Origin of the sequence: Allobosea sp. 117 (assembly GCF_000702305.1) — a bacterium.
In the GTDB taxonomy this organism is placed as follows: Bacteria; Pseudomonadota; Alphaproteobacteria; order Rhizobiales; family Xanthobacteraceae; genus Ancylobacter.
Genome location: NZ_JNLC01000016.1, coordinates 47,955 through 72,749, shown reverse-complemented (window position 1 = coordinate 72,749; position 24,795 = coordinate 47,955). Strand labels below are relative to the sequence as shown.

Genomic DNA, 24,795 nt, shown 5'->3' with positions numbered 1-24,795 from the left:
TCCTGTGCGATGGACCGCGCCCGGGGATGACCGCTTCGGCCGTCCCGACAAGCGGATGATGGCGGGATTTCGTGAAGCTGGCCCTGTTTGATTGCGACGGAACGCTGGTGGACAGCCAGCATGTCATCGTCAGCGCCATGCTGCGGGCCTTCGCGGGCGTCGGCCTTCCCGCGCCGCCGCGCCAGACGCTGCTCAGCGTCGTCGGCTTGTCGCTGGTCGAGGCGATGCGCCGGCTCGGCGACGACGCGCCCGAATTCCCGGCCGAAGAGCTGGCCGAGCATTATCGCAACGCCTTCCATGCCCTGCGCGCCGAGCCGGACTTCAGCGAGCCGCTCTTTCCCGGCATCGGCGACGTGCTGGCGCGACTCACCGGGCGCGACGACGTCATCCTCGGCATCGCCACCGGCAAGTCGCAGCGCGGCGTGGCGAGCGTGCTCCGCCACCACGGTCTCGAAGGCCGTTTCGCCACCATCCAGACCGCCGACGATGCGCCCTCCAAGCCGCATCCCGCCATGGTGCTGCGCGCGATGGAGGAGGTCGGCGCCGAGCCCGAACAGACCATCCTCATCGGCGACACGTCCTTCGACATGACCATGGCCCGCGCCGCCGGCGCCCGCGCGGTCGGGGTGACCTGGGGCTATCACCCGCGCGCGCTGCTGCAGCAGTCCGGCGCGGAGCGGCTGGTCGACGACGCCACCGCGCTGCTGCCGGTCATGGACGAGCTGTGGGAGCGGCTGCCGTGAGCGACGACCGGCGCCCGAAGCGGTTCTATACGCGCGCCGAAGCCGCAGCCGGGGAGGGCGGCTTCCGCGTCGAGCTCGACGGGCGTCCGATCCGCACGCCGGGCCGGAATCTGGTCGCCGTACCGAGCCGCGACACCGCCGAGGCGCTTGCCGCCGAATGGGCGGCGCAGGGCGAGCGCGTCGACCCCATGACCATGCCGCTGACGCGGCTCGTCAATTCCGCGCTCGACGGGGTCGCGCGCGACCCGCGCGCGGTCGCCGACGAGATCGTGCGCTATGCCGGCAGCGACCTGCTCTGCTACCGGGCGGAGGCGCCGGAGCGGCTCGTCGACCGCCAGACCCTGCATTGGGATCCGGTCCTGGACTGGGCGCGCGACACGCTCGGCGCCCGCTTCATCCTCACGCAGGGCATCATCTTCGTCGACCAGCCGCCGTCCGCCGTCGCCGCCGTGGACGAGGCGCTCCCGGCCGATCCGCTGCGGCTGGCGGCGCTCAACCTGATGACTACGCTCAGCGGCTCGGCGCTGCTGGCGCTGGCGGTCTGGCACGGGCTGCTTTCGCCCGAAGCGGCATGGGCGGCCGCCCATGTCGACGAGGACGTCCAGATCGAGATGTGGGGCGAGGACGCCGAGGCGATGGAGCGCCGCGCCGCGCGGTGGCGCGATTTCAGCGCCGCGGCGGCGCTGCTGCGCCAGATCGGCGGCCCTGAGGGCTAATCCTTGCCGGGCAGGCCGAGCCGGTAGACGCCCTTGAAATCGGCCGGATCGACCGGCTTGCCCTTCCGGTAGATCACCAGCCGCCCGTCGAGCGCGAGCCGGATCGCGACGCGCCGCACCAGCGGCAGCAGGTGCTGCCATTCCGCATCGGGCGCCAGCCGGCGGGCCGGCGCGGAAGGATCGATGCTGCGGCCGGTGCCGGCCTCGGCGGCGAGCGCGAGGATCGCGGCCTCCATCTCCTCCTCCGAGGCCGAAGCGCGGGACGCGTGACGGGAGCCGCCGGTCATCGCGTGGCCTCGTGCGCGTCCTTGTCGCCGAACACCCAGTGGGAGTCGGCGCCATATTGCCGGTTCAGCATGACGAGGAAGAGCGCGGTCGTCGCCGCCATGAAGACCCAGGCGTTGATGTACCAGCCGAGATAGCCGATCGCGAAGAAGAAGGCCCGCTGCCCCCGGTTGAAGTGGCGCCCGGCCAGCGTCGCCATCCGGGCGACCCTGAGCGCGTGGCGCTGGGCTTCCGGCTCGCCGGCCTGCGCTGCGGGCGGGGTCGAGCCGAGCAGGATGGTCGAATAGTTGAACAGCCGGTAGGCCCAGGCGAATTTGAAGAAGGCATAGGCGAAGATCACCGTGATGCCGAACGTCTTCATCTCCCACGCCGTCCGGTTCGGTGGCTCCACGAAGGGCATATCGGCGAAGATCGCCATCACATCCTCCGCCGACCGCAGGATGGCGAGCGCGGCACCGATCGCGAGCAGCGAGGTCGAGGCGAAGAAGGCGGTGCCGTTCTGGAGGGCGGCGATGATCTGCGCATCGACGATGCGGTTCTCGCGCGCCAGCATCCGCTGCATCCATTCGAGACGGAAGACGTCCATGCGGCGGTTCAGCGTGCGCTGCGTCGACCACACGCCTTCCATCAGGTGGTGATACGCGATCCATGCGGCGAGAAAGGCGACGAGCGCGATGTAATCAAGCGTGGAGAAGCCGAGCATGGTGCGCTGCCGCGATTCGCGAGGGCCGGATTCGCCCGGCGCCGATGTTGACCGGGCCGGGCCCGGCTTTCAACGCCTGCCGCCAAAAGGCGGAAAAAGCGTTTGATGGAAGGCGATACCGCCCGTCTTCCGCAGCGGCAGACCTCCTATGTCGCTTTCGCAATTGCGAAGTCATTCACGTTTGATTAATAAATATTGCTGTCCGGCACCCTGCCGGTGGGATGGCCCGCCGAGCTGCCGGCGTTTCAGGATTTCAGGGGTTCAGCATGCATTCGCTGGGCGAGCGCTCCTGCTGGGGAGTCGCACGTTGGGCTGTTGCCGCATTTCTGCTGGGCGTCGCAGTCATCTATCTGTTCGGCGGCTTCGACACGGTGACCGTCGCCACGGGCTGACGGAATTCCGCGCGCGTCTTCCCGAAAAACAGCAATCGCGCGTGCCGGCCGATCAAGCGTCGTGATGGCCGGCATCACTCCTGTTCGTTTGCTTCCCCGCCCGTTCCACGGGATTCTACGGGCAGCAAACAGGCGAGGGGCGTGCGATGGCGTTGAAGCTCATCATCGGAAACAAGAACTACTCCTCCTGGTCGCTGCGCCCGTGGATCGCGATGAAGGCGGCGCGGATTCCGTTTGAGGAGATTCTCGTCCCGCTCGATACGCCACGCTTCAAGGCTGAGGTCGGCGCCTATACGAGCGCCGGGCGGGTGCCGGTCCTGCTCGACGGCGCGGCGACGGTGTGGGAATCGCTGGCGATCATCGAGCATCTTGCCGAGCGCTTCCCGGATCGCGCCATCTGGCCGGACGATCCCGCCGCGCGCGGCCTGGCGCGTTCGATCGCCGCGGAGATGCATTGTGGCTTCGCCGCCCTTCGCCGTGCGGCGCCGATGAATCTGTGGCGGCCGGTCGAGCCGCTCGCCATACCCCCGGACGCGCAGGCCGATGTCGATCACATCGCGGCAAGCTGGCGCCGCGCCCGCGAGCAGTTCGGGAAGGGCGGGGATTTCCTGTTCGGCGAATTCGGCGGAGCGGACGCCATGTATGCGCCCGTCGCGACCCGCATCCGCACCTATGACCTCAAGGTCGATGCGGTCGCCGCCGCCTATGTCGACGCGATCCACGAACATCCGGCCTTCAAGTCGTGGAAGGCCGCGGCTCTCCTCGAGACGGACACGCTCGCCGCCGACGAGGTCGACTGGCCGGTGGTGAAGCGCGTCTGAGGTTATCCACCGCACGCTCTGGCCCGCCGGCGCTCCCCTATGCTAGCCACAAGCCATGGCCCTGCACCTGCTCAAACTCTGTGTCGGCGCCGAGTCGATCGCCGATCTCGAGGAATGGATCGCCGAGCGCATGGCGGAGAAGGCGGCGCGCGGCCTCGACCGCGAGCAGACGCATACGACGCGCATGGTGCCGACGCGGATCGACGAACTGCTCGACGGCGGCTCCCTCTACTGGGTGATCAAGGGCGAGGTCGCCTGCCGCCAGAAGCTGGTGGGCGTCCGCCCCTTCGTCGACGGTGACGGCATCCGTCGCTGCCATCTCGTGTTGGAGCCGGCAGTGCAGCGGGTCGAACCGCGGCCGAGCCGCCCGTTCCAGGGCTGGCGCTATCTGAACGCCAAGGATGCTCCGCCCGATCTGAGCGGCAGCTCCGTCGATGCCCCGCTGCCGGACGCGCTGCGGCGCGAGCTGCGCACGCTCGGCCTTCTCTGACACTGCGCGGATCGGCGAACCGATCCTCCGTCCGAACGTTGTCCGGATGACGCAGCGTGCGGAGGTGATGATGGTTCAGGACAGCAAGGAACATCGCGTCGTCGAGAATGACGAGGTCGCCGTGCATTCGGAGCCCGAGGCGCGCCAGAGCTCGGAAGTCCGTCCGATGCGCTATGTGCTCGGCATCGGCCTCCTGCTGGTGATCATCGGCATGACGGTCAGCTATCTCAGCGTTTGACCGCGATATTGTCGATCAGCCGGGTGCCGCCGATCCGGCCCGCCACCAGCAGCCGGACCGGCCCTTCCGCGAGCGAGGCAATGGGGGCGAGCGTCTCGGCGTGGCGCGCCTCCAGATAGTCGAGCGCAAATCCCGCCTGCGCGGCCTGCGCGCGGGCCTCCTCGACCGCAGCGGCGATATCCCCGCCGCTTTCGATGGCCGCTGCTGCTTGGCGGAGCGCAGTGTTCAGTGCGGGCGCGGCGGCCCTGTCCGCAGGCGAGAGGTAGACGTTGCGCGAGGAGAGCGCGAGGCCGTCCCGCTCGCGAACCGTCGGCACGCCGACCACGCGCACCGGCAGATCGAGGTCGCGCGCCATGCGGGTGACGACCTTGAGCTGCTGGTAGTCCTTCTCGCCGAAGAAGGCGAGGTCGGGCGCCACCTGCGTGAACAGCTTGCACACCACCGTGGCGACCCCGGCGAAATGGGTCGGCCGGAAGGCGCCTTCGAGATCGAGCGCCGGGCCGGCGAGCGAGACGGTGGTGCAGAAGCCCTCCGGATAGACCTCCTCGACGGCAGGAAGATAGGTGGCGTCGGTGCCGATCTTCGCCAGCTTCGAGAGGTCGGCCGCGAGCGTGCGCGGATAGCGGCCGAAATCCTCGTTCGGGCCGAACTGGGTCGGGTTCACGAAAATGGAGACGATCACCCGGTCGGCGCGGCGTCGCGCGGCGCGGACCAGCGCGATGTGCCCCGCATGAAGGGCGCCCATGGTCGGCACCAGCCCGATGCGCTCGCCCGCCGCACGCCATTCCGCGACCTGCCGGCGCAGCGCCCTGAGCGTCTTGATGCGCTTCACGTCGTTCGCCATGTTCCCACCCCTCGATCCACTGCGGCCGCGGAACCTATCAAAGGCGGGGTCGGGGTCAACGCGGTCGTTGCGCTTGCGCCGACGTGGCGCAGTGCCACCTAATGCCTAGGCCGTTCATCAGAGCGGCGAATTCGGATTCGCAGACAATGCCCGCCGACCCCGTCAAACGCCCGAGCCAGAACAAGGCACCCGCCACCCGATCGGATGAGGTCGAGGCCTTCCTCGCGGAGGTGCACGCCCGTCCGCCGGTCGAGAGCGCCGGGCGGGGGCGGCTGGTCTTCGGGCTCGACGCCACGATGAGCCGTCAGCCGACCTGGGACCTCGCCTGCAGCCTGCAGGCGCAGATGTTCGATGTCGCGGCCGGCGTCGGCGGTCTCGATGTCCAGCTCGTCTATTATCGCGGCATCGGCGAATGCCGTGCCTCGGCCTGGGCCTCCGATGCGCGCCGGCTGGGCACGCTGATGTCCGCCATCGACTGCCGGGGAGGGCAGACGCAGATCGGACGGGTGCTGGGCCATGTCGGCAAGGAAGCCGCTTCGGGCCGCGTTGGGGCGCTGGTGTTCGTCGGCGACGCCTGCGAGGAGGCGATCGACGACCTCTGCGCGCGCGCGGGCGCCATGGCGCTGCGCGGCGTGCCGGCCTTCATGTTCCAGGAGGGAGCGGACCCGGTCGCCGAGCGCGCCTTCCGGGAGGTCGCGAAGCTGACCAAGGGTGCCTGGTGCCGCTTCGATGCGGGGGCCGCGTCCCAACTGGCATCGCTGCTGCGCGCGGTCGCCGCCTATGCCGCCGGCGGACAGCAGGCGCTCACCGCTCTCGCGCGCTCGGCTTCGGAGCAGGGCGCGACACGGCTGCTCGCCGCCATGCGGAGCGGTGGATGATCAATCTCCTCGCCGGCATCGCGCTCGTCGCGCTGCTGTATTACGCGTTGAAGACGTTCGGTCGGGCGGATCCCAAGCGCCTGGCGCGCCTCGCCCGCAGCGTGGGCGGCTGGGCGTCAATCCTGATCGCCCTGCTCGTCGGCTCGCGCGGCCATTTCGAGGTCGCCCTGCCGCTCGGCCTGTTCGGCCTGTCGCTGCTCGGATGGAATGTCGGCTTCCCGCCATGGGGGCGGGGGCGCAAGTCGGCGGGGCAGACATCCTCGGTCCGCACCGCCCATCTCGACATGCGGCTCGACCACGACAGCGGGCGGCTCAACGGCACGGTGCTGAACGGCCCGTTCGCGGGCGCGGAACTCGATGCGCTCGACCTCGCCTCGCTGGCCCGGCTGCACACTGGTCTGGACGGCGAGAGCCGGCAGCTACTCGAAGCTTATCTTGACCGCCGGTCGCCCGGCTGGCGTGAAGACGTTCAGGGCGACACGGGCCGGCGGAGCGCTGGCGCGCCGGGCAGCGGCGCGATGACGGAAGAGGAGGCCTACCAGGTCCTGGGGCTTCAGCCGGGGGCGGGGCGCGACGACATCGTCAAGGCGCACCGGAACCTTATGAAGAAACTCCATCCCGACCAGGGCGGGTCGACCTATCTCGCCACCCGCGTGAACCAGGCCAAGGATATCCTGCTGCATGGACATCGGTGACGCGCCTTATCAGTTACGGAAGACCATGCACGGGAAGTCGTTGCGCTTCAGCGCCTGACAGGCGTTGCGGGCGGCGGCCTCGGCGTTGAAGCCGGCGAAGCGCGCACGCACGATCCGGGAGTCGCCCTTCACGGCCTCCTCCGTATAGGGATCGGCCTTGGAGAGGGCGCCGACCTTGGCCTGCGCCTTGGCGATGTGGGCCTGGGCGTCGGCTTCCGAGCCGAACGCGCCGATCTGGATCGCCCAGCCGGTCTTCGAAACAGCCGGGGCGGCGGAGCGCGGAAGCTGCACCGGACCGGTGCTGGCGACCTGCACGGGCTTCTGCGCGGCCGATGCCTGCGCCACCGAGCCGCCGGAGAAGGTCAGCGTGCCGAGCATGCCCGGCTGGTTGGCGATGGTGGCCACGGGAGCCGCCGGACGCGGCACCGAAACCGTCTTGACCGGGGTCGGGACGATCGGCGCGGCGGAACCCGGCGCAGGCGGCAGCGCGGTCGCGACCTGCACGGCCGAGGCGCGGCCCGAGGTCGGGGCGGGAGCGGGAACCGGGATCGCCGCCGTGGTCAGCGTGTCGTCGGAAGCCATCGGCGCCGGCGGCACCATCGCAGCCGCAGCCGTGATCGGCTTCGGCGCGATCACCGGCTTGGAGGGGGCCGGCGCGGGCGCCGCGGGAGCGACCATGGCGATGGTCTGGGGTTTGGCAGCCGCCTGCGGCGCGGCGGCGACCTCGGCGGCCTCCTCCGGCGCATCCGCGGGCAGCGGCGCCTCGGCGATGGGGGCGGCGATCTGCCGGCCGGCAAAGGCGCGCGGCAGCGTATTGCTGATCAGGGTCGCCATGCGGGCGTCGCGCGAGCCGCCGCTGGTGCCGCCCATGACTACCGCGACCAGATGGCGGCCGTCACGGCGCACATTGGTCACGAGATTGAAGCCGGAAGCCGCCGTGTAGCCGGTCTTGATGCCGTCGACGCCTTCGACGCGGCCGAGCAGGCGGTTGTGGTTACCGATCGCCGCGCCTCTGTAATAGAAGGTGCGGGTCGCGAAATAGGGATAGTAGCGCGGGAAGCGGTCCTGGATCGCGCGGCCGAGGGTGGCGAAATCGCGCGCCGTGGTGACCTGCTGCGGGTTGGGCAGACCGTTCGGATTCTTGAAGGTGGTGCGCGACATGCCGAGCGCGCGCGCCTTGCGGGTCATCAGGGAGGCGAAGCTCGCGACGTCGCCCGAGATGTTCTCGGCGATCACCACGGCGACGTCGTTGGCCGAGCGGGTGATGAGCGCCTTGATCGCGTCCTCGACCCTGATGGTGGAGCCCGGCTTCACGCCGAGCTTGGAGGGCTGCTGGCTCGCCGCATAGGCGGAGACGGTGAGCTCGGAATCGAGGCGCAGCTTGCGGGTCTCGAGCTGCTCGAAAAGGATGTAGAGCGTCATCACCTTGGTCAGGGACGCCGGGTGGCGCAATGCGTCGGCATTGACCTCCTGCAGCACCTTGCCGGTGTTGGCGTCGACCACGATCTCGGCATAGCCGCGCTTCCAGACACCGCTGTCGGCGACGACGCGCGTGGCAGCGGGACGCGCCGCGGAACGCTTCTTCTTCGGCTTGGCTTCGGCGACACCCGCGCCTGCCACGGCAAGCGCAACCAACACTACGCCAGCACGCATCATATGCGTGCCGATTCCACCCGGAGCCCGCATGAACTCGTCCCGTTATCTCGTGCCGGCGATACAAGCCGGCATTCTGTTCTTGCCCCCAGGATGCGCACCGCCGCGCACGCCCGGAAACATCACCTGCCTCACTGCGGTACCGTTGCTAAACGGCCACAGATGCGATGTTACGGACAGCGCGGTTACAAACTCGTAAATTTGAGCCAATGCGAGACGGAACTGTGAAGGCGTGGCCGCAAGTTGGGCGATTTTGCAGTGCAACAAGATTTCTTGACGGCGATGGTGCGGTGCGATATGTTCATTGCCGTTGGAACGGTCGCGGCTCCGCATCCGGTGTACGAGCCGCCGCCGCCATAAGGATCAGGAACGGGAGGATCGGTTCCATGCTGCAGAGCGTCGATGAAATCCAGAAGATCGGCAAAGAGAACGTCGATCTCGCCGTGAAGAGCTTCGGCACCGTGTCGAAGGGCGTGCAGGCCATTGCGGTCGAGTTCGCGGATTACTCGAAGAAGTCGTTCGAGCAGGGCACCGCGGCTGCCGAGCAGCTGCTCGGCGCCAAGACGCTCGACAAGGCGGTCGAGATCCAGTCGGCCTACTTCAAGAGCGCCTATGAGGGCTTCGTCGCCGAGGCGACCAAGATCGGCGAGCTCTATGCCGATCTCGCGAAGGAGACCTACAAGCCCTACGAAGGCCTGTTCGGCAAGTTCGCCCCGAAGTGACCACGCGTTTCGCGTTCACATGCGCAAAGGCCCGGCAATGCCGGGCCTTTTTCGTTGGTGCGGGCTGGTTCGTCGCCGCGCTCGGCGTGTCCTTCCTCACCGCGACAGGTGCAGCTTGCTGATCTGGCCCGCGATGTTGCTGAACGCCTCCGTCAGCTTGCTGGCGTCCGAGACGTCGTAATACATGCTGGAATCGGACGCGCAGTTCTGCATCAGGTTCTTGGTTGTGGTGTTCGAGACCTGCACGAGGATGGTGTAGATCTGCACCGCGTGCTTGTCGTTCGGCTTCTTCAGCGCGTTGATGTTCTCGCAGAGCAGCTTGAGGCGGTTGTTCGCGGCATTATCCTGCGTGGCTTTGGTTGTCGACGTTGTGCCAAGCCGACCTTGCCAGAAATAGCCAATGCCAGTGTAGATAGACCTGTTCTCATTTGAGGTGCCCTGAGAAGGCAGATCGTTGGCACCATCCGATAGCAGAACGATGACCTTTGCCGTGTCGAGGTCGTCATAGGGCTTGTTGGTCGACAGCATGTTGTTTGGCGAAACGCCATACCAGCCCCAGGCCAGCCCGAGCGGAATGTTGGTGTTGCCGGTCGCGACCATGCTGTTCACCGCGGTCTTCAGCGAGGTGAAATTGGTCGTCAGCGGCATGATCTCCTTCATGCTGCAGCCGTCATTGGGGCCGAAACTCGTACTCAGCGTTTTGAAAGGCTTGTTCGTCGTCGTGTATTTGGCGACGCTGCCCTGCCTCTGTTGGAAGGTTCCAGAGGTGAGCACATCGCTCATATAGTTGTTCGGATAGGTATTTTGATCGTTCGAGTTGCCGTATTCATCCGGCGCGAAGAACGGCACGATCAGCGTGCCCGGCGTCGCCGAGGACGGCGACGGGTCGGTGACGTCGTAGGGCGCCGGCCGGCTTTCGACGCACCCGCCCCAGCTCGTCCCGAGCGTCGTGAACAGGTTGAACCGGTTCACGTTCGCCGTGCCGTTGAAGATCTCCTTGTTGATCGGCGATATGCCGGTCTTGTCCATCCAGGAGGCGCTGGAATAGCTGGTCGGCAGCCGCACGGTGATGGAGAACGGCACCAGCCCGATCTTCACCGTATCGGCTTCCACCGCCTGGGCGGCCAGCGTGTCGATGAGCGAATTGGCGGCGGTCTTGAGCTGGCTGATCTTGGTTCCCGCCATCGAGCCGGTGTTGTCGAGGACGAGCATCACCTCGACCTTGCCCTTGCCCCAGGTCGACTGCGCCGAGGTGTCGATGGTCCACTTGCTCACGTCGCTGTTCGTCACGAGCTGCAGGGCACGGGTAAGCGTGGTCGGGTAGTCGGCCTTGGCGACGATCTGGATGGTCGATTCGCCGCGCACCGCCTCGACCTGCACGTTCTCCAGAACGCCTTTCGGCGTGTAGGCGGTGACGAAGGCGCGGGCGCGCTCGGTCAGCTCGCCGTCGCTCGTGGTCTTCGGCAGCTTGGCCAGCGAGATCACCGCCGAGTCGATCGCGTTCTGGAGGTCGGTGCGCTCGCGCACCATGTAGGTGTAGTCGAGCGCCAGCCCGGCGGTCGCGATCAGAGGCACCGACGCGATGCCGAACAGCATCGCGACATTGCCGGCATTGTCGGCCCTGAACCTGCGCAGTAGGTTTCGCATCACGGCTTTGACGTCCCTGTGACCGGCCGTGCGCCGGTGCTTTCAGCTTTTCACGGGACACTGCGCCCAACTGCTTACCGAAGCCTGACGCGGATCGCAGAAACTCGGGTGTATCGTCGGTATTTGAAGGAAATTTTGAAACAATTGCGCGCGCCGACCGCGACCAGTCGCGCCTGTCCGCACGCGCTCTCCGGGCGGACACGTTTGCGCGAACCCACCCCGACGGTCCACATTGCCGCGCGGCAAACCACATGCGCGCTCTGGCGCAGTGCGGGAGGCGAACATATTATATTCGTCACGTGAGGCTGGCGGCTTTCGTCGGCCATGGTTGATGAGTGTGATGCCCGGCGCCGATCCGTTCCAGTTCCCGCCCGTGCTGATGGCCGACGACGATCGTCGCCGGCGGGGCGACAATGCGCCTGGTACGGCGGTCATCACGCGCACGAAGCCGCAGGTCAAGCGGCCGAGTCTCTACAGGGTGCTCCTGCTCAACGACGACTACACGCCAATGGAGTTCGTCGTGCATGTGCTGGAGCAGTTCTTCAACAAGAAGAGGGAGGAGGCGACCCGCATCATGCTCCATGTGCACCAGCATGGCGTGGGGGAGTGCGGCGTCTTCACATATGAAGTGGCTGAGACCAAAGTCACACAGGTGATGGACTTCGCGCGAAAGCACCAGCATCCTTTGCAGTGCGTCATGGAGAAGAAGTGACGCGCCGCAGCGGCTAAACGAAGAGGTCTCGATGCCCACCTTCTCCCGCAGCCTCGAGCAGTCGCTTCACCGGGCCCTCGCGCTCGCCAATGAGCGCCATCACGAATATGCGACGCTGGAGCATCTGCTTCTTTCGCTGGTCGACGACCAGGACGCCGCCGCCGTCATGCGGGCGTGCAACGTCGATCTCGAAAAGCTGCGCCGCAACCTCGTCGAGTACATTGACACCGAGCTCGACAATCTGATCCAGGACGCCGGCGGCGACGATTCCAAGCCAACGGCTGGCTTCCAGCGCGTCATCCAGCGTGCGGTGATCCACGTGCAGTCCTCCGGACGCGAGGAGGTGACGGGCGCCAACGTGCTCGTCGCCATCTTCGCCGAGCGCGAGAGCCACGCGGCCTATTTCCTGCAAGAGCAGGACATGACCCGCTATGATGCGGTCAACTACATCAGTCACGGCATCGCCAAGCGCGCCGGCATGTCGGAGAGCCGCCCCGTGCGCGGAGCGGAAGAGGAGACGGAGACGAAAACCGGCGAGGACACCAAGAAGAAGGCCGATGCGCTCGATGCCTATTGCGTGAACCTCAACAAGAAGGCGCGCGAGGGCAAGATCGACCCGCTGATCGGTCGCGACAGCGAGATCCAGCGCACCATCCAGGTGCTCTGCCGCCGCTCGAAGAACAATCCGCTGTTCGTCGGCGACCCCGGCGTCGGCAAGACCGCGATCGCCGAAGGCCTCGCCCGCCGCATCGTCAATGGCGAAGTGCCGGACGTGCTGCGCACCGCCACCGTCTTCGCGCTCGACATGGGCGCGCTGCTCGCCGGCACCCGCTATCGCGGCGACTTCGAGGAGCGCCTCAAGCAGGTGGTCAAGGAGATCGAGGCGTACCCGAACGCCATCATGTTCATCGACGAGATCCACACCGTCATCGGTGCGGGTGCGACGTCGGGCGGCGCGATGGATGCCTCGAACCTGCTGAAGCCGGCGCTAGCTTCCGGCACGCTGCGCTGCATCGGCTCGACCACCTACAAGGAGTACCGCCAGTACTTCGAGAAAGACCGGGCGCTGGTCCGTCGCTTCCAGAAGATCGACGTGCCGGAGCCGACCGTGCCGGACGCGATCGAGATCCTGAAGGGCCTCAAGCCCTATTTCGAGGACTATCACCGGCTGCGCTACACCAACGACGCCATCAAGGCGGCGGTGGAGCTGTCCGCGCGCTACATCCATGACCGCAAGCTGCCCGACAAGGCGATCGACATCATCGACGAGAGCGGCGCGGCGCAGATGCTGCTGCCCGAGGCCAAGCGCAAGAAGACCATCGGCGTGAAGGAGATCGAGGCGACCGTCGCCACCATCGCCCGCATCCCGCCGAAGACGGTGTCGAAGGACGACGCCGAGATCCTCGGCACGCTGGAGACCACGCTGAAGCGCGTCGTCTACGGCCAGGACCGGGCGATCGAAGCGCTCGCAGCCTCGATCAAGCTCGCCCGAGCGGGCCTGCGCGAACCGGAGAAGCCGATCGGCTCCTACCTGTTCTCCGGTCCGACCGGCGTTGGCAAGACCGAGGTGGCCAAGCAACTCGCCTCCACGCTCGGCGTGCAGCTACTGCGCTTCGACATGTCGGAGTACATGGAGCGGCACACCGTGTCGCGGCTGATCGGCGCGCCTCCCGGCTATGTCGGCTTCGACCAGGGCGGCCTGCTGACCGACGGCGTCGACCAGCACCCGCACTGCGTGCTGCTGCTGGACGAGGTCGAGAAGGCGCATCCCGATCTGTTCAACATCCTTCTGCAGGTGATGGACCACGGGAAACTGACCGATCACAACGGCAAGCAGGTCGACTTCCGCAACGTCATTCTCATCATGACGACCAATGCGGGCGCCGCCGATCTGTCGAAGTCGGCCTTCGGCTTCACGCGGTCCAAGCGGGAGGGAGACGACGTGGAAGCGATCAACCGCCTCTTCGCGCCGGAGTTCCGCAACCGTCTCGACGCGATCATCACCTTCGCCCACCTGTCGAGCGAGGTCATCGGCCTCGTGGTGGAGAAGTTCGTGCTCCAGCTCGAAGCCCAGCTTGCCGACCGCAACGTCACCATCGAGCTGTCGGACGACGCGACCGCCTGGTTGGTCGAGCGCGGCTATGACGAGCAGATGGGCGCGCGCCCGATGGGCCGCGTGATCCAGGAGAACATCAAGAAGCCGCTGGCCGACGAGGTTCTCTTCGGACGCCTGAAGAATGGCGGGCATGTCCGCGTCGTCGTGGTCACCAACGAGGGCGGCGCCACCTCGCTCGGCTTCGAGTTCCCGGACGGGCCCGTCACACCCAAGCCGGAGAAGATCGAGCCGGCCAAGGCGAAGAAGGCGCCGCGCCGTAAGGTGGGCGTCGTCGCCAAGCCGCGGGGCAAGAAGCCGGATGGCTCGCGCTCGCGCAGCGCGGTTCCGAAAGTGCCACTCGTGAAGGCCTGAACGGCTCCGACCGCCTTCGAATTCTCGCCCGCGGAATGACCTTCCGCGGGCGATTTCGTTGGGGGCTAGCGGCGATGATTCCTTAGAGCATGTTCCGCGAAAGTTGAGAGGCTTTCGCGATGAGAACATGCTCCAACGTATTGAAAGAGAGCACTTTCCTATCGATCAGGTGATTCCACCTGATCGGAAAGGGCTCTAGCGGCAACCAAGGTCGAGCTTGACCGCCCGCGATGGTGGGAGGATCAACGCGGACCGAGATGCGCTGATGAATCCTCCCTCCGAATCGGATGCCGCGGCGACGCCGACCGGCCTGTGGCTGCTGCGCGGTCTGCGCGGTTCGCTGTCGGTGCCGGCCGCGGTCCTGTTTGCGACCTTCGTCGGCTTCGGCGGCTTGCTCCACGATGTCGGATTCCCCGTGGGCGCGGGCGTGCTCTCGACATTCCTGGTCTGGGCCCTGCCGGCGCAGGTGATCCTGATCGGCGGCCTCGCCTCCGGCACGCCGCTGCCGGCGCTGGCCGTAGCCGTCTGCCTGTCCGGCGTCAGGCTGCTGCCGATGGTAGTGGCGGTCATGCCGCTGATGCGCGGACGCCGCCCGCGGCTGCTGACGGAGATCGTCTGCGCGCATTTCGTGGCGGTCACGCTGTGGGTGGAAGCGTTCCGCCTGCTGCCGGGCGTGCCGTCCGTGGGGCGTCCGCCTTATGCCCTCGGCCTCGGCCTCGGATTGGTCGGCCAGAGCATGGCGGGCACGGCTATCGGCTACTACCTCACCGGCGGCCTGCCGGGACCGCTCGCGGTGGCGCTGCTGCTGCTCACCCCGATCTCCTTCACCATCCTGCTCGTGCGCAACGCCCGCCAGACGGTCGATTGGCTCGCCATCGCATTCGGAGCGGGGCTCGCGCCGCTGGTGGTGGGTTCCGCCGGAGGCCTCGACCTGTTCTGGAGCGGCGTCGGCGGCGGTACGCTCGCCTTCTTCGCGGCGCGTCTCATGGAGCGGCGCGCATGAGCGCGGTTCAGGGCGAGCTCGCCGCCGTGCTGATCGTGATTCTCGTCGGCTTCCTGCCGAACGAGGTCTGGCGCGTCCTCGGCGTGCTGCTGGGGCGCGGGCTCGATGAGAACAGCCTGTGGATGCAGTGGGTGCGCGCGGTCGCCTCGGCGCTTCTGGCGGCGGTGGTGGCGCGGCTCGTGCTGACGCCGAGCGGCGCGCTCGTGGCGCTGCCCTTGTGGCTGCGCGTCGCCGCCATCGGCGCCGGGGTCGCCGGCTTCGCCATGGTGCGCCGTTCGGTGCTGGCCGGCGTGCTGGCGGCCGAGGCCGTGCTCATCCTCGGCGCCTGGTGGCTCGGCATCGCCTGAGCCGTTCAGCCCTTCAGCGCGGCGCGCAGCTTCTCGGCATGTTCGGCGAGGACGTCGGGCGGCGCCATCTCGGACTGCGGCGGCTTCAGCGGCACGCCCTCGAAGCGCGGCATCACATGGACATGCAGGTGGAACACCACCTGGCCGCCGGCGGTCTCGTTGAACTGCTGCACGCTGATGCCGTCGGCGCCGAATGCCTTCATCTGCGCCTGCGCGATCTTCTGGGCGATCTGCGCGACATAGGCGAGGTCGTCCGGATCGATATCGAGGATGTTGCGGGCCGGCGCCTTGGGGATCACCAGCGCGTGGCCCGTGCTGCGCGGCATGATGTCGAGGAAGGCGAGGGCCCTGTCGTCCTCATAGACCTTGTGGGCGGGCAGTTCGCCCCGCAGGATCTTGGCGAAGACATTGCTCGGATCATAGGTGGCCATCGGCATCCCTCAGCATGGCGGGCTAACGTCCGGCTTCGATGGCAAGCAATGCCGCTCCGGTCAAGGCCGCCTGATCCTCAGGGTTCGTCGGAGACGTGCCGGAACGGTCCGAGCGCCGAAAGCTCGGTGTTCGCGTCGGCGACATAGGCGCGTTCGCGCTCCAGATAGCTCGCCACCGCGCGCCTCAGCCCCGGATCGGCGATCCAGTGGGCGGAGCGGGTCGTCACCGGCAGATAGCCGCGCGCCAGCTTGTGCTCGCCCTGCGCGCCGGCCTCCACCGTCTTCAGGCCGCGCGCGATCGCGAAATCGATCGCCTGATGGTAGCAGACCTCGAAATGCAGGAAGGGGTGGTGCTCGACGGCGCCCCAATGCCGGCCATAGAGCGTGTCCGGGCCGATGAAGTTGATCGCGCCGGCGATCCAGCGCCCCGCGCGGCGGGCCATGACCAGCAGGATGCGGTCCGCCATGCGCTCGCCCACCAGCGAATAGAAGCGGCGGGTGAGGTAGGGCCGACCCCATTTGCGCGAGCCAGTCTCCATGTAGAAGTCGAAGAAGGCGTCCCAGACCTCCTCGGTCAGGTCGGACCCGCTGAGCCAGCGGATCTCGATGCCGCTCTCCATGGCCTCTCGCCGCTCGCGGCGCAGCGCCTTGCGCTTGCGCGAGGCCAGCGCGCCGAGAAACTCCTCGTAGCTGCCATAGCCCTCGTTGCGCCAGTGGAACTGCTGGTCGGTGCGCGGCAGGAAATCCTCCGCCTCCAGCGCCTCGGCATCCTCCGTGGCGAGGAAGGTCGCGTGCACGGAGGAGGCCTTGCGCATCCGGGCGAGGCTGACGAGGCCCTGTGCGAGCGCGCCGCGAACGGCGCTCGCGTCATATCCAGGGCGGACCAGAAGGCGTGGCCCGGTCGCCGGGGTGAAGGGAACCGCGACCTGAAGCTTGGGATAATAGCGCCCACCCGCCCGCTCATAGGCCTCCGCCCAGCCCTGATCGAAGACGTATTCGCCGCGCGAATGCGATTTCAGATAGGCCGGGCAGACGCCGAGGACGCCGGCTTCCGCATCCTCGAGCACGAGGTGCTGGGGCATCCAGCCGGTCGCCATCGTCGCCGAGCCGGATTCCTCCAGAGCGCTCAGAAAATCATGTGACGTGAATGGGTTATATGAAAGACCGGATTCACTTTCCGCAGAGTCATCCCTAAGCCCCGAAACGCACGAATTGCCATTTATATTCAAATGACTAACGGAGTTTCCTGATTCCCTGTCCAAGCCTGACCCGGCGCAGCTATCCCATATGTCGCGCGGGATCGACGTGATGTCGCTTTCGACGCGGATGCGGAACTCGGTGTCGTTCATCATGATGCGGCGCCGCCCGGCTGGGATCGAGACAAAAGGGGGGCGGCAGGCATATGCCGCGCTGCAGCAGGGCGCCCGAATGTGCGCGGTATTTGCGGCTTGCGGAAGAGCCGATCACGCAGATGGGAGCGCGGGGCTCAGGGCCGGAAGCCCTCGAAGATCATCTGGTCGGCGTACCGGCGGGCGGTGTCCCGGTCGGCCTGCGTGCGTACCGTCCAGGTCAGGATCGGCGTGCCGAACACGGCCCGGGCGAGGCGCGGCGCCGGGGCCGGCAGCTCGCGGACATAATGGGCGATGAAGTCCGGCCGCGTGCGCGGGAAATGCAGGAGATTGCCCCACGCGAACTTGGTGGCGGCCGACAGCATCGCCCATTCGGGATCGTCGTAGCGCCGTTCCATGGTGATGCCGCGCGTCACCCGCGGCGCCAGCCGCCGCACCGCGGCGACGAGGTCGGGGTCGAACGACATCAGCGCCGCCGGGCCGGAATAGGTGGCAAGCAGCTCGACCGCCCGCGCCGCGACGGCGGTCTTGCCGTCGAAGGCGCTCTTCAGCTCGATCACCAGCGGAACCCGCCCGCCGACCCGCGCGAGCAGATCGGGCAGGCTCATCATCCGGTCGGACGTGCCCTTGAACGCCAGCGCCTGAAGCTGCCGCGCCGTGCGGGCCGCGAGCGGGCCGGTCTCCAGCGTCAGCCGGTCGAGGTCGTCGTCGTGGAACACCATCGCTTCGCCGTCCGAGGAGAGCTGGATGTCCACCTCGATGGCATAGTCGCCGGCGATCGCCGCGTCGACCGCCGACGGCATGTTCTCGATGATCCCGGCCGCCGCGTCGTGCAGGGCGCGATGGGCGATCGGCCGGGCGGTGAGCCACGCGGGAGCGGACATGGTTCGCCTCAGGCGATCTCGACGACCGCCTCGACCTCGACGCTCACATCGAAGGGCAGCGCCGCGACGCCGACCGCCGAGCGCGCATGGCGGCCGGCATCGCCGAACACCTCGGCGAACAGGTCGGACGCGCCGTTCACCACCTTGGGCTGGTCGGAGAAGTCCGGCACCGAATTGACGAAGCCGACCAGCTTCACCACCCGCTTCACGCGGTCGAGGTCGCCGAGCGCCGCCTTGATCTGCGCGATGAGGTTGATGCCGCAGGCCCGCGCCGCCGCATAGCCGGCCTCGATGTCGACATCGTCACCGAGCTTGCCGGTCAGCCGCTTGCCATCGGCCGTCACCGAGATCTGCCCGGAAACCCAGAGCAGGTTACCGCTGATGACGGTGGGGACATAGTTGGCCACCGGCGCCACCGGCGTCGGAAGGGTGATGCCCAATGACGCGAGCTTGGCGTCGACCGTGCCGGACATGTCGTTCTCCGTGAAAGGGCGGCGGACGTTCCAACTTTCGCCCCTTTGACCGCCTTGAGTTTGCGGTGCGATGTTTGGCTGATCGCCCGGCGCCGCGCAAGCCGTCGGATGATCGCCAGAGGGGAGCCCACGCTTATGCCGATATCGAAGTCTCTCCGGGCTGCCGGAACCAGTGCCTGCAGCGCCCTGCTGCTCCTCGCCGGAGCCGGCGCATCCATGGCCGCGCCGATCGAGCTGACGCCGCATCGCGCCGTCTATGCCCTGTCGCTCGACGGCTCGAAGGCGGCGAAGCGCGTCGAGTCGGCCCGCGGAGAGATCGTCTACGAGATCAAGGGCAATGCCTGCGCCGGCTATTCGGTCTCGCTCAAGCAGGTCACCACCCTGGAGACCGACGGCGGCGGACGCTTGTCGAGCGCGCTGACCACCGCGACCTGGGAGGATGGCGAGGCGAACGCCTATCGCTACCGGATCGAGAACACGGTCAACGCCGACAAGCGCGAGGACGCCGACGGCATGGTCGAGCGCAAGGACGGGCGCATGATGGTCAAGGCGACCAAGCCCAAGGCGGAGAGCTTCGAGCTCGACGGCCGGATCGTCCTGCCGACGCAGCACGTGGTGAAGATCCTGACGCAGGCCGCGGACGGCGACGCCACGCTGGAGGCGGCGGTCTATGACGGCTCGCCCGACGGCAAGAAGGTCTATGACACGCTCGCCGTGATCGGCAAGGCGACGACCGCGGCGGAGGGGCTGGAGACGGCGGCGACGGCGGCCGGTCTTGCCGGGCGGCCGCGCTATCCGGTGGTCGTGAGCTATTACGAGCGCGGCTCCGACAGCCAGTCGCCGGACTACATCATCAGCTTCGACCTCTACGACAACGGCGTGAGCCGCAACCTGAAGCTCGACTACGGTGATTTCGTCCTGCGCGGACAGCTCACTTCCTACGAGGCGCTGCCGGCGGAGGCGTGCGCGAAATAGGCCCCTTCGCGGGATCAGGCTTGCCCGAGGGGCGGGCAGGGGCGTCGATCAATATGCCCCGATCGATCGCATCGGTCCCGAAGCGGGCGCGCAGCCGGTCGATCGCGAGTTCCGCGACCCCACGCTTCGTGGTCTGCCGGTCGATCAGGTCGGCCGGATCGGCGCCCGCCTCATCGCTCAGGTCGGAAACGCCGACGCCGATCAGCCGGTAGCGCGTGCCGTCCGTCTCGCGCATCAGGAGCTCTCGGGCGTGCTCGAAGATGCGGTGCGACAGCCGCGTCGGATCGTCGAGCGATCGCGCCCGGGTGCGGGTGCGGAAGTCCGCGCTCTTCAGCTTCAGCGTGATGGTGCGGCCGGCGAGACCGGCCGCCTTCAGCCGGGCGGACACCTTCTCGCTGAGCCGGTACAGCGTGCGCTCCAGCGCGCGGAAATCGGCTATGTCCTCGTCGAAGGTGGTCTCTGAGGAGATGCTCTTGGTCTCGCGCTCGGGGTTCACCGCGCGCACGTCCTCGCCGCGCGACAGGCGGGCGAGGCGAAGGCCCTCGGCTCCATAGCGCCGGGCAAGCGCGGCATCGCCGGCCTGCTGCAGATCGGCCATGGTGTGGTAGCCGTCGCGCGCGAGACGTTCCTGCGTCGCCCGGCCGACGCCCCAGATCGTGCCGACCGGCCGCGGCGCCAGGAAGGACACCGCCTCCACCGCGCCGATCACCGCGAAGCCGCGCGGCTTGTCGAGATCGGAGGCGATCTTGGCGAGGAACTTGTTCGGCGCGAGGCCGACCGAGACGGTGACGCCGATCTCCGTCTCGACGTCGCGGGCAAAGCGCATGAGGCAAATGGCCGGCGGCTCGCCGTGCAGCCGCTCGGTGCCGGCGAGGTCGAGGAACGCCTCGTCGATCGACAGCGGCTCGACCAGCGGCGTGAGGCTCAGCATCCGCTCGCGGATCTGCCGGCCGACCGCCACATATTTCGCCATGTTGGGCCGCAGCACGACGGCTTCCGGGCACAGCGCCAGCGCCTTGAACATCGGCATGGCGGAACGCACGCCCTTCACCCGGGCGAGATAGCAGGCGGTGGACACCACGCCACGCCGTCCGCCGCCGATGATCAGCGGCTTGTCGCGGAGCGAGGGAGCGTCGCGCTTCTCCACCGCCGCATAGAAGGCGTCGCAGTCGATATGGGCGATATGCAGCGCGAATAGTTCGGCGTGGGCGACGATGCGCGGGCTGCCGCATTTCGGGCACCGCGTCCCGCGCGGGAAGCGGTGCAGACAGTCCCGGCAAGCCGCGCCCGAACCCGCACCCGAATCCGCGCCCGAACCTTGCATGGGGATACTCAGTCGCTGCCGTGCCGGTCGCCGGCATGGGCGAGGATCTCGCGGGCGGCGACCACGTGGCCGGGGTCGATGGCCGCTTCGGAGGCATAGGCGAGGAGCATGTCCTGATGGTTGATCAGATGGTCGAGCACGGCGACCTGGAAGGCGGGAGAGCCCACCACGCCACGCAGATCGGCCGGCGCGAGGCCGCTTTCGGCCAGCATCGGCGCCAGCCGCTCGGGGTCGGCGGCGAGGAAGGTGAGGGCGCCGACCGCCACCTCCCGTGCAGCGGCCGCATTCGTCAGGCGCATAGGTTGACGGAAAGACTTGGGTTTACTCTCGCGCATTTGGGGTTCCGTAAGAAATGACAGCTAGTTTGCCCTACTGCTGCCGGACATTCCTCGGCGTATATATCAGGCCCGCGCCGCGCAGGGCCAACCCGCATCAACGACCGAGCGCCCCATGCCGAAGACCGTCATGATCGTGGAAGACAATGAGCTCAATATGAAGCTCTTCCACGACCTGCTTGAAGCGCACGGCTATGCGACCGTCGAAACCCGCAGCGGTGTCGAGGCCGTCGAACTGGCCCGCAAGCATCGCCCCGACCTCATCCTGATGGACATCCAGCTTCCCGAAGTGTCCGGTCTCGACGTGACGCGCTGGCTCAAGGAGGACGCGGAACTGCGCTCGATTCCGGTGGTCGCCGTCACCGCCTTCGCGATGAAGGGCGATGAGGAGCGAATCCGCGAGGGCGGTTGCGAAGCCTACCTCTCCAAGCCGATCTCGGTTGCGAAATTCCTCGAGACCGTGCGCCATTTCGTGAAGGAGGGATAGGCCTGCAGCCATGACCGCGCGCGTCCTGATCGTCGACGATGTGCCGGCGAACGTGAAGCTGCTGGAGATCCGTCTTGCGGCGGACTATTTCGACGTCGTCACGGCCTCGAACGGTCCCGACGCGCTCGCCATCTGCGAGCGTGGCCAGTGCGACATCGTCCTGCTCGACGTGATGATGCCGGGCATGGACGGTTTCGAGGTCGCCCGCCGGCTGAAATCCAATCCGGCCACCTACCACCTGCCGATCATCATGATCACCGCGCTCGACCAGCCGGCGGACCGCGTGCGCGGCATCGAGGCCGGAGCGGACGACTTCGTGACCAAGCCGGTCGACGACGTCGCCCTGCTGACCCGCGTGCGCTCCCTGGTGCGGCTCAAGATGGTGACCGACGAACTGCGCATGCGGGCGGCCGCCACGCGCGAGTTCGGACTGCCGGACCCCATCATCGAGGTGATCGACGAGCAGGGCACCGGCGGCCGCATCCTGCTGGTCGAGGATCGGCCGCGCATGCTGGAGCACCTTTCCAAGGTGCTCGGCGCGGAGCATCAGGTCGAGGCCGAGCAGGACCCCAACGAGGCGCTGTTCCGCGTGGCCGAGGGCGGGCACGACCTTGCCATCATCAGCCTCGATCTCACCAATTTCGACGCGCTGCGGCTGTGCAGCCAGATCCGCTCGCTGGAGCGCACGCGCTATCTGCCGATCCTGCTGCTCGCCCAACCGGAGGATCGCGACCGCCTGCTGCGCGGCCTCGACATCGGCGTGAACGACTATCTCATCCGCCCGATCGACCGGAACGAGCTGCTGGCCCGAGCCCGCACGCAGATCCGCCGCCGCCGCTATACCGACCGCCTGCGCGACAACGTCCAGCATTCCATCGAGATGGCGATTACTGACGGCCTCACCGGCCTCAACAACCGCCGCTACATGGAAAGCCACCTCGCCATCATGCTCGACCGCGCGGCGGCGCGGGGGCGGCCGGTCTCGGTCATGCTGATCGACATCGATTTCTTCAAGACGATCAACGACACGTGGGGTCACGACGCCGGCGACGACGTGCTGCGCGAGTTCGCCCTGCGGCTGCGCTCCAACATCCGCGGTATCGACCTGACCTGTCGCTATGGCGGTGAGGAATTCGTGGTGGCGATGCCCGATACCGACCTCAACATCGCCGGCATCGTCGCCGAGCGCCTGCGCCAGCGCATCGAGGCCGAGTCCTTCCAGATCAAAGGCGGGGCGCATTCGATCAACGTGACGATCAGCATCGGCATCGCGACGCGCCGCGGCACGGGCGACGACGTGGCGAGCCTGCTCCGCCGGGCGGACGCCGCCGTCTATCGGGCGAAAAGCGAAGGCCGCAACCGGGTGGTGTCGGCGGCGGCCTGATCATCCGACGGTCTGCCTGCTCCTGCCGCCCATCAATTCGATTTTCCGGCGTTTCTGCCGTTGCTTTCGTAGAAGGTTCGGCTAGGTTCGAATCAGTACGGGGTTCCAATACCCTGCGGAGTGCTCAGGTCCGCCGCATCTCCTGGGTCCGCGGGGTCTGGTCGGCGGGCGACGGGGTTCCCGGATGGCCTCTCCGGGCCGTTGCCTGCCGATCAACCCGTCTCTCAAGAATATTTCCGAAGTCCTTGACGCAAAAGAAAAAGGCGCCTTGCGGCGCCTTGTCCTTTCGGCTGCGACAGGCGTCAGATCACTTGATCTTGCCTTCGCGGAACTCGACATGCTTCTTCGCGACCGGGTCGTACTTCTTGACGACCAGCTTGTCGGTCATGGTGCGCGAGTTCTTCTTGGTCACGTAGAAATAGCCGGTGTCGGCGCTCGACACGAGCCGGATCTTGATGGTCGCCGCCTTGGCCATGGCCGGTCTCCTGAAGCGTGGCGGATGGTTCTGCTGAAACCGGCCACGTCGATATGAAAGGGTTCGCGCGACGCGAGAGTCGCTCGTTGGCGGCTCATATCCGCGATGGCACGCCGAATGTCAAGGAACCCGCGCCACCCGCCAGCCCACCACGGCGACGTAAAGGGCGAGGAAGGTGGCGAGCGTATAGGCGAAGCCCTGCGGATTGGCGGCATCCATGCCGGCGCCGACCAATGGCGGCCCGACGGTCAGCCCGATGCTGTAGAGCATCACGAAAGCCGAATTCGCCGAAGCGAGCTCGGCGCCGTGGAAACGGGCGCCGAGATGGGCGAGGCCGACCGTGTACAGTCCGGCCACCACGCCGATCGAGACGAACAGCACGCCGCGGATCGTCCAGCCCTCCATCGGTAACAGGGGAAGGAGACACATGCCGGCGAGGCCGATCGTGCCGCAGATCAGCAGCAGCCTGCGCCGGTCCATCCGGTCGCTGAGCAGGCCGAGCGGGATCTGGAAGGCGACGCCGCCCAGCATAGTGATGGTCATCAGCAGCGCCGCGCTGCCCTCGTCGAGGCCGCGCTGCAGCCCGTATATGGCGAGGAAGCTCATCTCGCCGGTCTCGACCGCGCCGAAGATCAGCGCTGCCAGCGTCGCGCTGGGAGCGAGCCGCAGCATGTCGAGGATGCCGAACCGGCTGTCGGTGTGGATCTCCGGTGCGCCCGAAGCCCCCATGATGACCGGGATTCCGCCAGCCACGAACAGCGCCGCGCCGATCAGGTAGGGCATCCATCCCACCGTGCCGGTGAGGTTCAGTATGGCCGGCCCGCCGGCGACGCCGAGCGAGAGGATGGTGGCATAGACGCCCATGACCAGCCCCCGCCGGGCCGGGGGCGCGGCGGCGTTGATCCAGAACTCGCTCACCACGAACAGCGCACACATCGCCACGCCGAACGCGAAACGCAACGGAAACCACAGGGCGAACCAGGGGGATGCCTTGAAGCCGATGAGACTCAGCGCCGCCAGACCGATCGCGCAGAGCAGCATGTTGCCGGCGCCGAAGCGCCGAACCAGCCCGGTCATGAACGGCGCGGCGACGATGTTGGCTATGCCGCCGACCGCCGTGTTGATGCCGATCCAGGTTCTTGCGATTCCCCGCGTTTCCAGCTCGATGGCGAGCAACGGTATGGACAGCCCGAGACCGATGCCGGCCACCGAGACGGCGGCGATGGCGGCGGCGATCGAGGCGATGTTGGCGGAGCGCAGATCGACGGGCGGAGCGGACATGTCGGGCTTGTAGGGGAGAAGCCGGAGGGTCGTCCAGTCGG

Annotated in this window: 29 protein-coding genes; 16 read left to right on the top strand and 13 right to left on the bottom strand. The window is 67.4% G+C overall.

The window, feature by feature from the left end:
• Positions 1-71: 71 nt before the first annotated feature.
• Positions 72-743: an HAD-IA family hydrolase gene (locus U742_RS0117130; protein ID WP_029355211.1), complete on the top strand. Its 672-nt coding sequence runs from the start codon at positions 72-74 to the stop codon at positions 741-743.
• On the top strand, positions 740-1,459 hold the full coding sequence (locus U742_RS0117125) for an ATP12 family chaperone protein (RefSeq protein WP_248310405.1): 720 nt from the start codon (positions 740-742) through the stop codon (positions 1,457-1,459). Before U742_RS0117130 ends, U742_RS0117125 begins: the two co-directional genes overlap by 4 nt.
• On the opposite strand, the gene U742_RS0117120 is transcribed toward U742_RS0117125, so the two are convergent.
• Together U742_RS0117120 and U742_RS0117115 are read right to left on the bottom strand one after the other, a co-directional pair.
• Complete coding sequence (locus U742_RS0117120) at positions 1,456-1,695, bottom strand: DUF3253 domain-containing protein (RefSeq protein WP_248310404.1); 240 nt, start codon at positions 1,693-1,695, stop codon at positions 1,456-1,458. The genes U742_RS0117125 and U742_RS0117120 overlap by 4 nt on opposite strands.
• Positions 1,696-1,742: 47 nt before the next feature.
• Complete coding sequence (locus U742_RS0117115; RefSeq protein WP_029355205.1) at positions 1,743-2,447, bottom strand: DUF599 domain-containing protein; 705 nt, start codon at positions 2,445-2,447, stop codon at positions 1,743-1,745.
• A 266-nt stretch (positions 2,448-2,713) separates the two neighbouring features.
• Between U742_RS0117115 and U742_RS23740 the strand changes: the two genes are divergently transcribed.
• The 4 genes from U742_RS23740 (at position 2,714) to U742_RS22215 (ending at position 4,388) form a co-directional block, all read left to right on the top strand.
• The gene (locus tag U742_RS23740) at positions 2,714-2,839 is read left to right on the top strand and encodes a hypothetical protein (protein ID WP_282568333.1); all 126 of its coding nucleotides are present in this window, start codon (positions 2,714-2,716) and stop codon (positions 2,837-2,839) included.
• Positions 2,840-2,985: 146 nt separating this feature from the next.
• Positions 2,986-3,660 (top strand): glutathione S-transferase family protein, encoded by a 675-nt coding sequence (locus U742_RS0117105; RefSeq protein WP_029355203.1) that lies wholly within the window; start codon positions 2,986-2,988, stop codon positions 3,658-3,660.
• A gap of 55 nt (positions 3,661-3,715) precedes the next feature.
• On the top strand, positions 3,716-4,150 hold the full coding sequence (locus U742_RS0117100; protein WP_029355201.1) for a DUF1489 family protein: 435 nt from the start codon (positions 3,716-3,718) through the stop codon (positions 4,148-4,150).
• A 46-nt stretch (positions 4,151-4,196) separates the two neighbouring features.
• On the top strand, positions 4,197-4,388 hold the full coding sequence (locus tag U742_RS22215) for a hypothetical protein (RefSeq protein ID WP_038362008.1): 192 nt from the start codon (positions 4,197-4,199) through the stop codon (positions 4,386-4,388).
• Here U742_RS22215 and panC read toward each other — a convergent pair.
• Positions 4,378-5,232, bottom strand: a complete 855-nt coding sequence (gene panC / locus U742_RS0117090) for a pantoate--beta-alanine ligase (protein ID WP_029355199.1) — start codon at positions 5,230-5,232, stop codon at positions 4,378-4,380. The genes U742_RS22215 and panC overlap by 11 nt on opposite strands.
• A gap of 146 nt (positions 5,233-5,378) precedes the next feature.
• On the opposite strand from panC, the gene U742_RS0117085 reads away from it, so the two are divergent.
• Both U742_RS0117085 and U742_RS0117080 read left to right on the top strand, forming a co-directional pair.
• On the top strand, positions 5,379-6,110 hold the full coding sequence (locus U742_RS0117085) for a hypothetical protein (RefSeq protein WP_029355197.1): 732 nt from the start codon (positions 5,379-5,381) through the stop codon (positions 6,108-6,110).
• Positions 6,107-6,805 (top strand): DnaJ domain-containing protein, encoded by a 699-nt coding sequence (locus tag U742_RS0117080; protein ID WP_029355194.1) that lies wholly within the window; start codon positions 6,107-6,109, stop codon positions 6,803-6,805. The genes U742_RS0117085 and U742_RS0117080 overlap by 4 nt, the downstream gene beginning before the upstream one ends.
• Before the next feature lie 9 nt (positions 6,806-6,814).
• On the opposite strand, the gene U742_RS0117075 is transcribed toward U742_RS0117080, so the two are convergent.
• Positions 6,815-8,461: a serine hydrolase gene (locus U742_RS0117075; RefSeq protein ID WP_248310403.1), complete on the bottom strand. Its 1,647-nt coding sequence runs from the start codon at positions 8,459-8,461 to the stop codon at positions 6,815-6,817.
• A gap of 383 nt (positions 8,462-8,844) precedes the next feature.
• Between U742_RS0117075 and U742_RS0117070 the strand changes: the two genes are divergently transcribed.
• On the top strand, positions 8,845-9,180 hold the full coding sequence (locus U742_RS0117070; protein ID WP_029355190.1) for a phasin family protein: 336 nt from the start codon (positions 8,845-8,847) through the stop codon (positions 9,178-9,180).
• A gap of 96 nt (positions 9,181-9,276) precedes the next feature.
• Here U742_RS0117070 and U742_RS0117065 read toward each other — a convergent pair whose 3' ends face one another.
• Positions 9,277-10,827, bottom strand: a complete 1,551-nt coding sequence (locus U742_RS0117065) for a TadE/TadG family type IV pilus assembly protein (RefSeq protein WP_029355188.1) — start codon at positions 10,825-10,827, stop codon at positions 9,277-9,279.
• 379 nt (positions 10,828-11,206) lie between these two features.
• On the opposite strand from U742_RS0117065, the gene clpS reads away from it, so the two are divergent.
• From clpS to U742_RS0117045, 4 genes are all read left to right on the top strand, one after another.
• On the top strand, positions 11,207-11,539 hold the full coding sequence (gene clpS / locus U742_RS0117060) for an ATP-dependent Clp protease adapter ClpS (RefSeq protein WP_029355186.1): 333 nt from the start codon (positions 11,207-11,209) through the stop codon (positions 11,537-11,539).
• A gap of 31 nt (positions 11,540-11,570) precedes the next feature.
• Positions 11,571-14,006, top strand: coding sequence for an ATP-dependent Clp protease ATP-binding subunit ClpA (gene clpA / locus U742_RS0117055; RefSeq protein WP_029355184.1), 2,436 nt, complete (start codon positions 11,571-11,573; stop codon positions 14,004-14,006).
• Between the two features lie 265 nt (positions 14,007-14,271).
• Positions 14,272-15,009 (top strand): AzlC family ABC transporter permease, encoded by a 738-nt coding sequence (locus U742_RS0117050; RefSeq protein WP_248310402.1) that lies wholly within the window; start codon positions 14,272-14,274, stop codon positions 15,007-15,009.
• On the top strand, positions 15,006-15,356 hold the full coding sequence (locus U742_RS0117045) for an AzlD domain-containing protein (RefSeq protein WP_029355180.1): 351 nt from the start codon (positions 15,006-15,008) through the stop codon (positions 15,354-15,356). Before U742_RS0117050 ends, U742_RS0117045 begins: the two co-directional genes overlap by 4 nt.
• Before the next feature lie 5 nt (positions 15,357-15,361).
• Here U742_RS0117045 and U742_RS0117040 read toward each other — a convergent pair whose 3' ends face one another.
• The 4 genes from U742_RS0117040 to U742_RS0117025 all read right to left on the bottom strand — a co-directional run bounded on the left by U742_RS0117040 (position 15,362) and on the right by U742_RS0117025 (position 18,493).
• Positions 15,362-15,787, bottom strand: a complete 426-nt coding sequence (locus tag U742_RS0117040) for an HIT family protein (protein WP_029355178.1) — start codon at positions 15,785-15,787, stop codon at positions 15,362-15,364.
• 77 nt (positions 15,788-15,864) lie between these two features.
• Positions 15,865-17,136, bottom strand: a complete 1,272-nt coding sequence (locus U742_RS0117035) for a GNAT family N-acetyltransferase (protein WP_029355176.1) — start codon at positions 17,134-17,136, stop codon at positions 15,865-15,867.
• A 137-nt stretch (positions 17,137-17,273) separates the two neighbouring features.
• Complete coding sequence (locus tag U742_RS0117030; RefSeq protein ID WP_029355174.1) at positions 17,274-18,020, bottom strand: glycerophosphodiester phosphodiesterase family protein; 747 nt, start codon at positions 18,018-18,020, stop codon at positions 17,274-17,276.
• A gap of 8 nt (positions 18,021-18,028) precedes the next feature.
• Entirely contained in the window at positions 18,029-18,493 is a 465-nt protein-coding gene (locus tag U742_RS0117025) for a RidA family protein (RefSeq protein WP_029355172.1), read from the bottom strand.
• Positions 18,494-18,709: 216 nt separating this feature from the next.
• Here U742_RS0117025 and U742_RS0117020 point away from each other — a divergent pair, with 216 nt between their 5' ends.
• Positions 18,710-19,468, top strand: a complete 759-nt coding sequence (locus tag U742_RS0117020) for a cell envelope integrity EipB family protein (protein WP_248310401.1) — start codon at positions 18,710-18,712, stop codon at positions 19,466-19,468.
• Here the strand turns inward: U742_RS0117020 and U742_RS0117015 are convergent.
• Both U742_RS0117015 and U742_RS0117010 read right to left on the bottom strand, forming a co-directional pair.
• Complete coding sequence (locus U742_RS0117015; protein ID WP_051661283.1) at positions 19,425-20,792, bottom strand: DNA polymerase IV; 1,368 nt, start codon at positions 20,790-20,792, stop codon at positions 19,425-19,427. The genes U742_RS0117020 and U742_RS0117015 overlap by 44 nt on opposite strands.
• 8 nt (positions 20,793-20,800) lie before the next feature.
• Positions 20,801-21,127 carry a DUF3572 domain-containing protein gene (locus tag U742_RS0117010; protein WP_051661282.1) on the bottom strand — a complete coding sequence of 109 codons (327 nt, stop codon included), beginning with the start codon at positions 21,125-21,127 and terminating at the stop codon, positions 20,801-20,803.
• Between the two features lie 115 nt (positions 21,128-21,242).
• Here U742_RS0117010 and U742_RS0117005 point away from each other — a divergent pair, with 115 nt between their 5' ends.
• Both U742_RS0117005 and U742_RS0117000 read left to right on the top strand, forming a co-directional pair.
• Entirely contained in the window at positions 21,243-21,614 is a 372-nt protein-coding gene (locus tag U742_RS0117005; RefSeq protein WP_029355163.1) for a response regulator, read from the top strand.
• Positions 21,615-21,624: 10 nt separating this feature from the next.
• The gene (locus U742_RS0117000; RefSeq protein ID WP_029355161.1) at positions 21,625-22,998 is read left to right on the top strand and encodes a PleD family two-component system response regulator; all 1,374 of its coding nucleotides are present in this window, start codon (positions 21,625-21,627) and stop codon (positions 22,996-22,998) included.
• A 307-nt stretch (positions 22,999-23,305) separates the two neighbouring features.
• Here U742_RS0117000 and rpmG read toward each other — a convergent pair whose 3' ends face one another.
• On the bottom strand, positions 23,306-23,473 hold the full coding sequence (gene rpmG, locus U742_RS0116995) for a 50S ribosomal protein L33 (RefSeq protein ID WP_029355159.1): 168 nt from the start codon (positions 23,471-23,473) through the stop codon (positions 23,306-23,308).
• A 120-nt stretch (positions 23,474-23,593) separates the two neighbouring features.
• A complete protein-coding gene (locus U742_RS0116990) occupies positions 23,594-24,754 on the bottom strand; it encodes an MFS transporter (protein ID WP_029355157.1) in 1,161 nt (386 codons plus the stop codon).
• Positions 24,755-24,795 lie beyond the last annotated feature (41 nt).

Bases quoted from the DNA above. Each gene is read 5' to 3' on its own strand.
- U742_RS0117120 (WP_248310404.1), bottom strand. From the start codon at position 1,695: ATGGAGGCCGCGATCCTCGCGCTCGCCGCCGAGGCCGGCACCGGCCGC.
- U742_RS0117115 (WP_029355205.1), bottom strand. From the start codon at position 2,447: ATGCTCGGCTTCTCCACGCTTGATTACATCGCGCTCGTCGCCTTTCTC.
- U742_RS23740 (WP_282568333.1), top strand. From the start codon at position 2,714: ATGCATTCGCTGGGCGAGCGCTCCTGCTGGGGAGTCGCACGTTGGGCT.
- U742_RS0117105 (WP_029355203.1), top strand. From the start codon at position 2,986: ATGGCGTTGAAGCTCATCATCGGAAACAAGAACTACTCCTCCTGGTCG.
- U742_RS0117100 (WP_029355201.1), top strand. From the start codon at position 3,716: ATGGCCCTGCACCTGCTCAAACTCTGTGTCGGCGCCGAGTCGATCGCC.
- U742_RS22215 (WP_038362008.1), top strand. From the start codon at position 4,197: ATGACGCAGCGTGCGGAGGTGATGATGGTTCAGGACAGCAAGGAACAT.
- panC (WP_029355199.1), bottom strand. From the start codon at position 5,232: ATGGCGAACGACGTGAAGCGCATCAAGACGCTCAGGGCGCTGCGCCGG.
- U742_RS0117085 (WP_029355197.1), top strand. From the start codon at position 5,379: ATGCCCGCCGACCCCGTCAAACGCCCGAGCCAGAACAAGGCACCCGCC.
- U742_RS0117080 (WP_029355194.1), top strand. From the start codon at position 6,107: ATGATCAATCTCCTCGCCGGCATCGCGCTCGTCGCGCTGCTGTATTAC.
- U742_RS0117075 (WP_248310403.1), bottom strand. From the start codon at position 8,461: ATGATGCGTGCTGGCGTAGTGTTGGTTGCGCTTGCCGTGGCAGGCGCG.
- U742_RS0117070 (WP_029355190.1), top strand. From the start codon at position 8,845: ATGCTGCAGAGCGTCGATGAAATCCAGAAGATCGGCAAAGAGAACGTC.
- U742_RS0117065 (WP_029355188.1), bottom strand. From the start codon at position 10,827: ATGCGAAACCTACTGCGCAGGTTCAGGGCCGACAATGCCGGCAATGTC.
- clpS (WP_029355186.1), top strand. From the start codon at position 11,207: ATGGCCGACGACGATCGTCGCCGGCGGGGCGACAATGCGCCTGGTACG.
- clpA (WP_029355184.1), top strand. From the start codon at position 11,571: ATGCCCACCTTCTCCCGCAGCCTCGAGCAGTCGCTTCACCGGGCCCTC.
- U742_RS0117050 (WP_248310402.1), top strand. From the start codon at position 14,272: ATGAATCCTCCCTCCGAATCGGATGCCGCGGCGACGCCGACCGGCCTG.
- U742_RS0117045 (WP_029355180.1), top strand. From the start codon at position 15,006: ATGAGCGCGGTTCAGGGCGAGCTCGCCGCCGTGCTGATCGTGATTCTC.
- U742_RS0117040 (WP_029355178.1), bottom strand. From the start codon at position 15,787: ATGGCCACCTATGATCCGAGCAATGTCTTCGCCAAGATCCTGCGGGGC.
- U742_RS0117035 (WP_029355176.1), bottom strand. From the start codon at position 17,136: ATGAACGACACCGAGTTCCGCATCCGCGTCGAAAGCGACATCACGTCG.
- U742_RS0117030 (WP_029355174.1), bottom strand. From the start codon at position 18,020: ATGTCCGCTCCCGCGTGGCTCACCGCCCGGCCGATCGCCCATCGCGCC.
- U742_RS0117025 (WP_029355172.1), bottom strand. From the start codon at position 18,493: ATGTCCGGCACGGTCGACGCCAAGCTCGCGTCATTGGGCATCACCCTT.
- U742_RS0117020 (WP_248310401.1), top strand. From the start codon at position 18,710: ATGGCCGCGCCGATCGAGCTGACGCCGCATCGCGCCGTCTATGCCCTG.
- U742_RS0117015 (WP_051661283.1), bottom strand. From the start codon at position 20,792: ATGCAAGGTTCGGGCGCGGATTCGGGTGCGGGTTCGGGCGCGGCTTGC.
- U742_RS0117010 (WP_051661282.1), bottom strand. From the start codon at position 21,127: ATGCGCGAGAGTAAACCCAAGTCTTTCCGTCAACCTATGCGCCTGACG.
- U742_RS0117005 (WP_029355163.1), top strand. From the start codon at position 21,243: ATGCCGAAGACCGTCATGATCGTGGAAGACAATGAGCTCAATATGAAG.
- U742_RS0117000 (WP_029355161.1), top strand. From the start codon at position 21,625: ATGACCGCGCGCGTCCTGATCGTCGACGATGTGCCGGCGAACGTGAAG.
- rpmG (WP_029355159.1), bottom strand. From the start codon at position 23,473: ATGGCCAAGGCGGCGACCATCAAGATCCGGCTCGTGTCGAGCGCCGAC.
- U742_RS0116990 (WP_029355157.1), bottom strand. From the start codon at position 24,754: ATGTCCGCTCCGCCCGTCGATCTGCGCTCCGCCAACATCGCCTCGATC.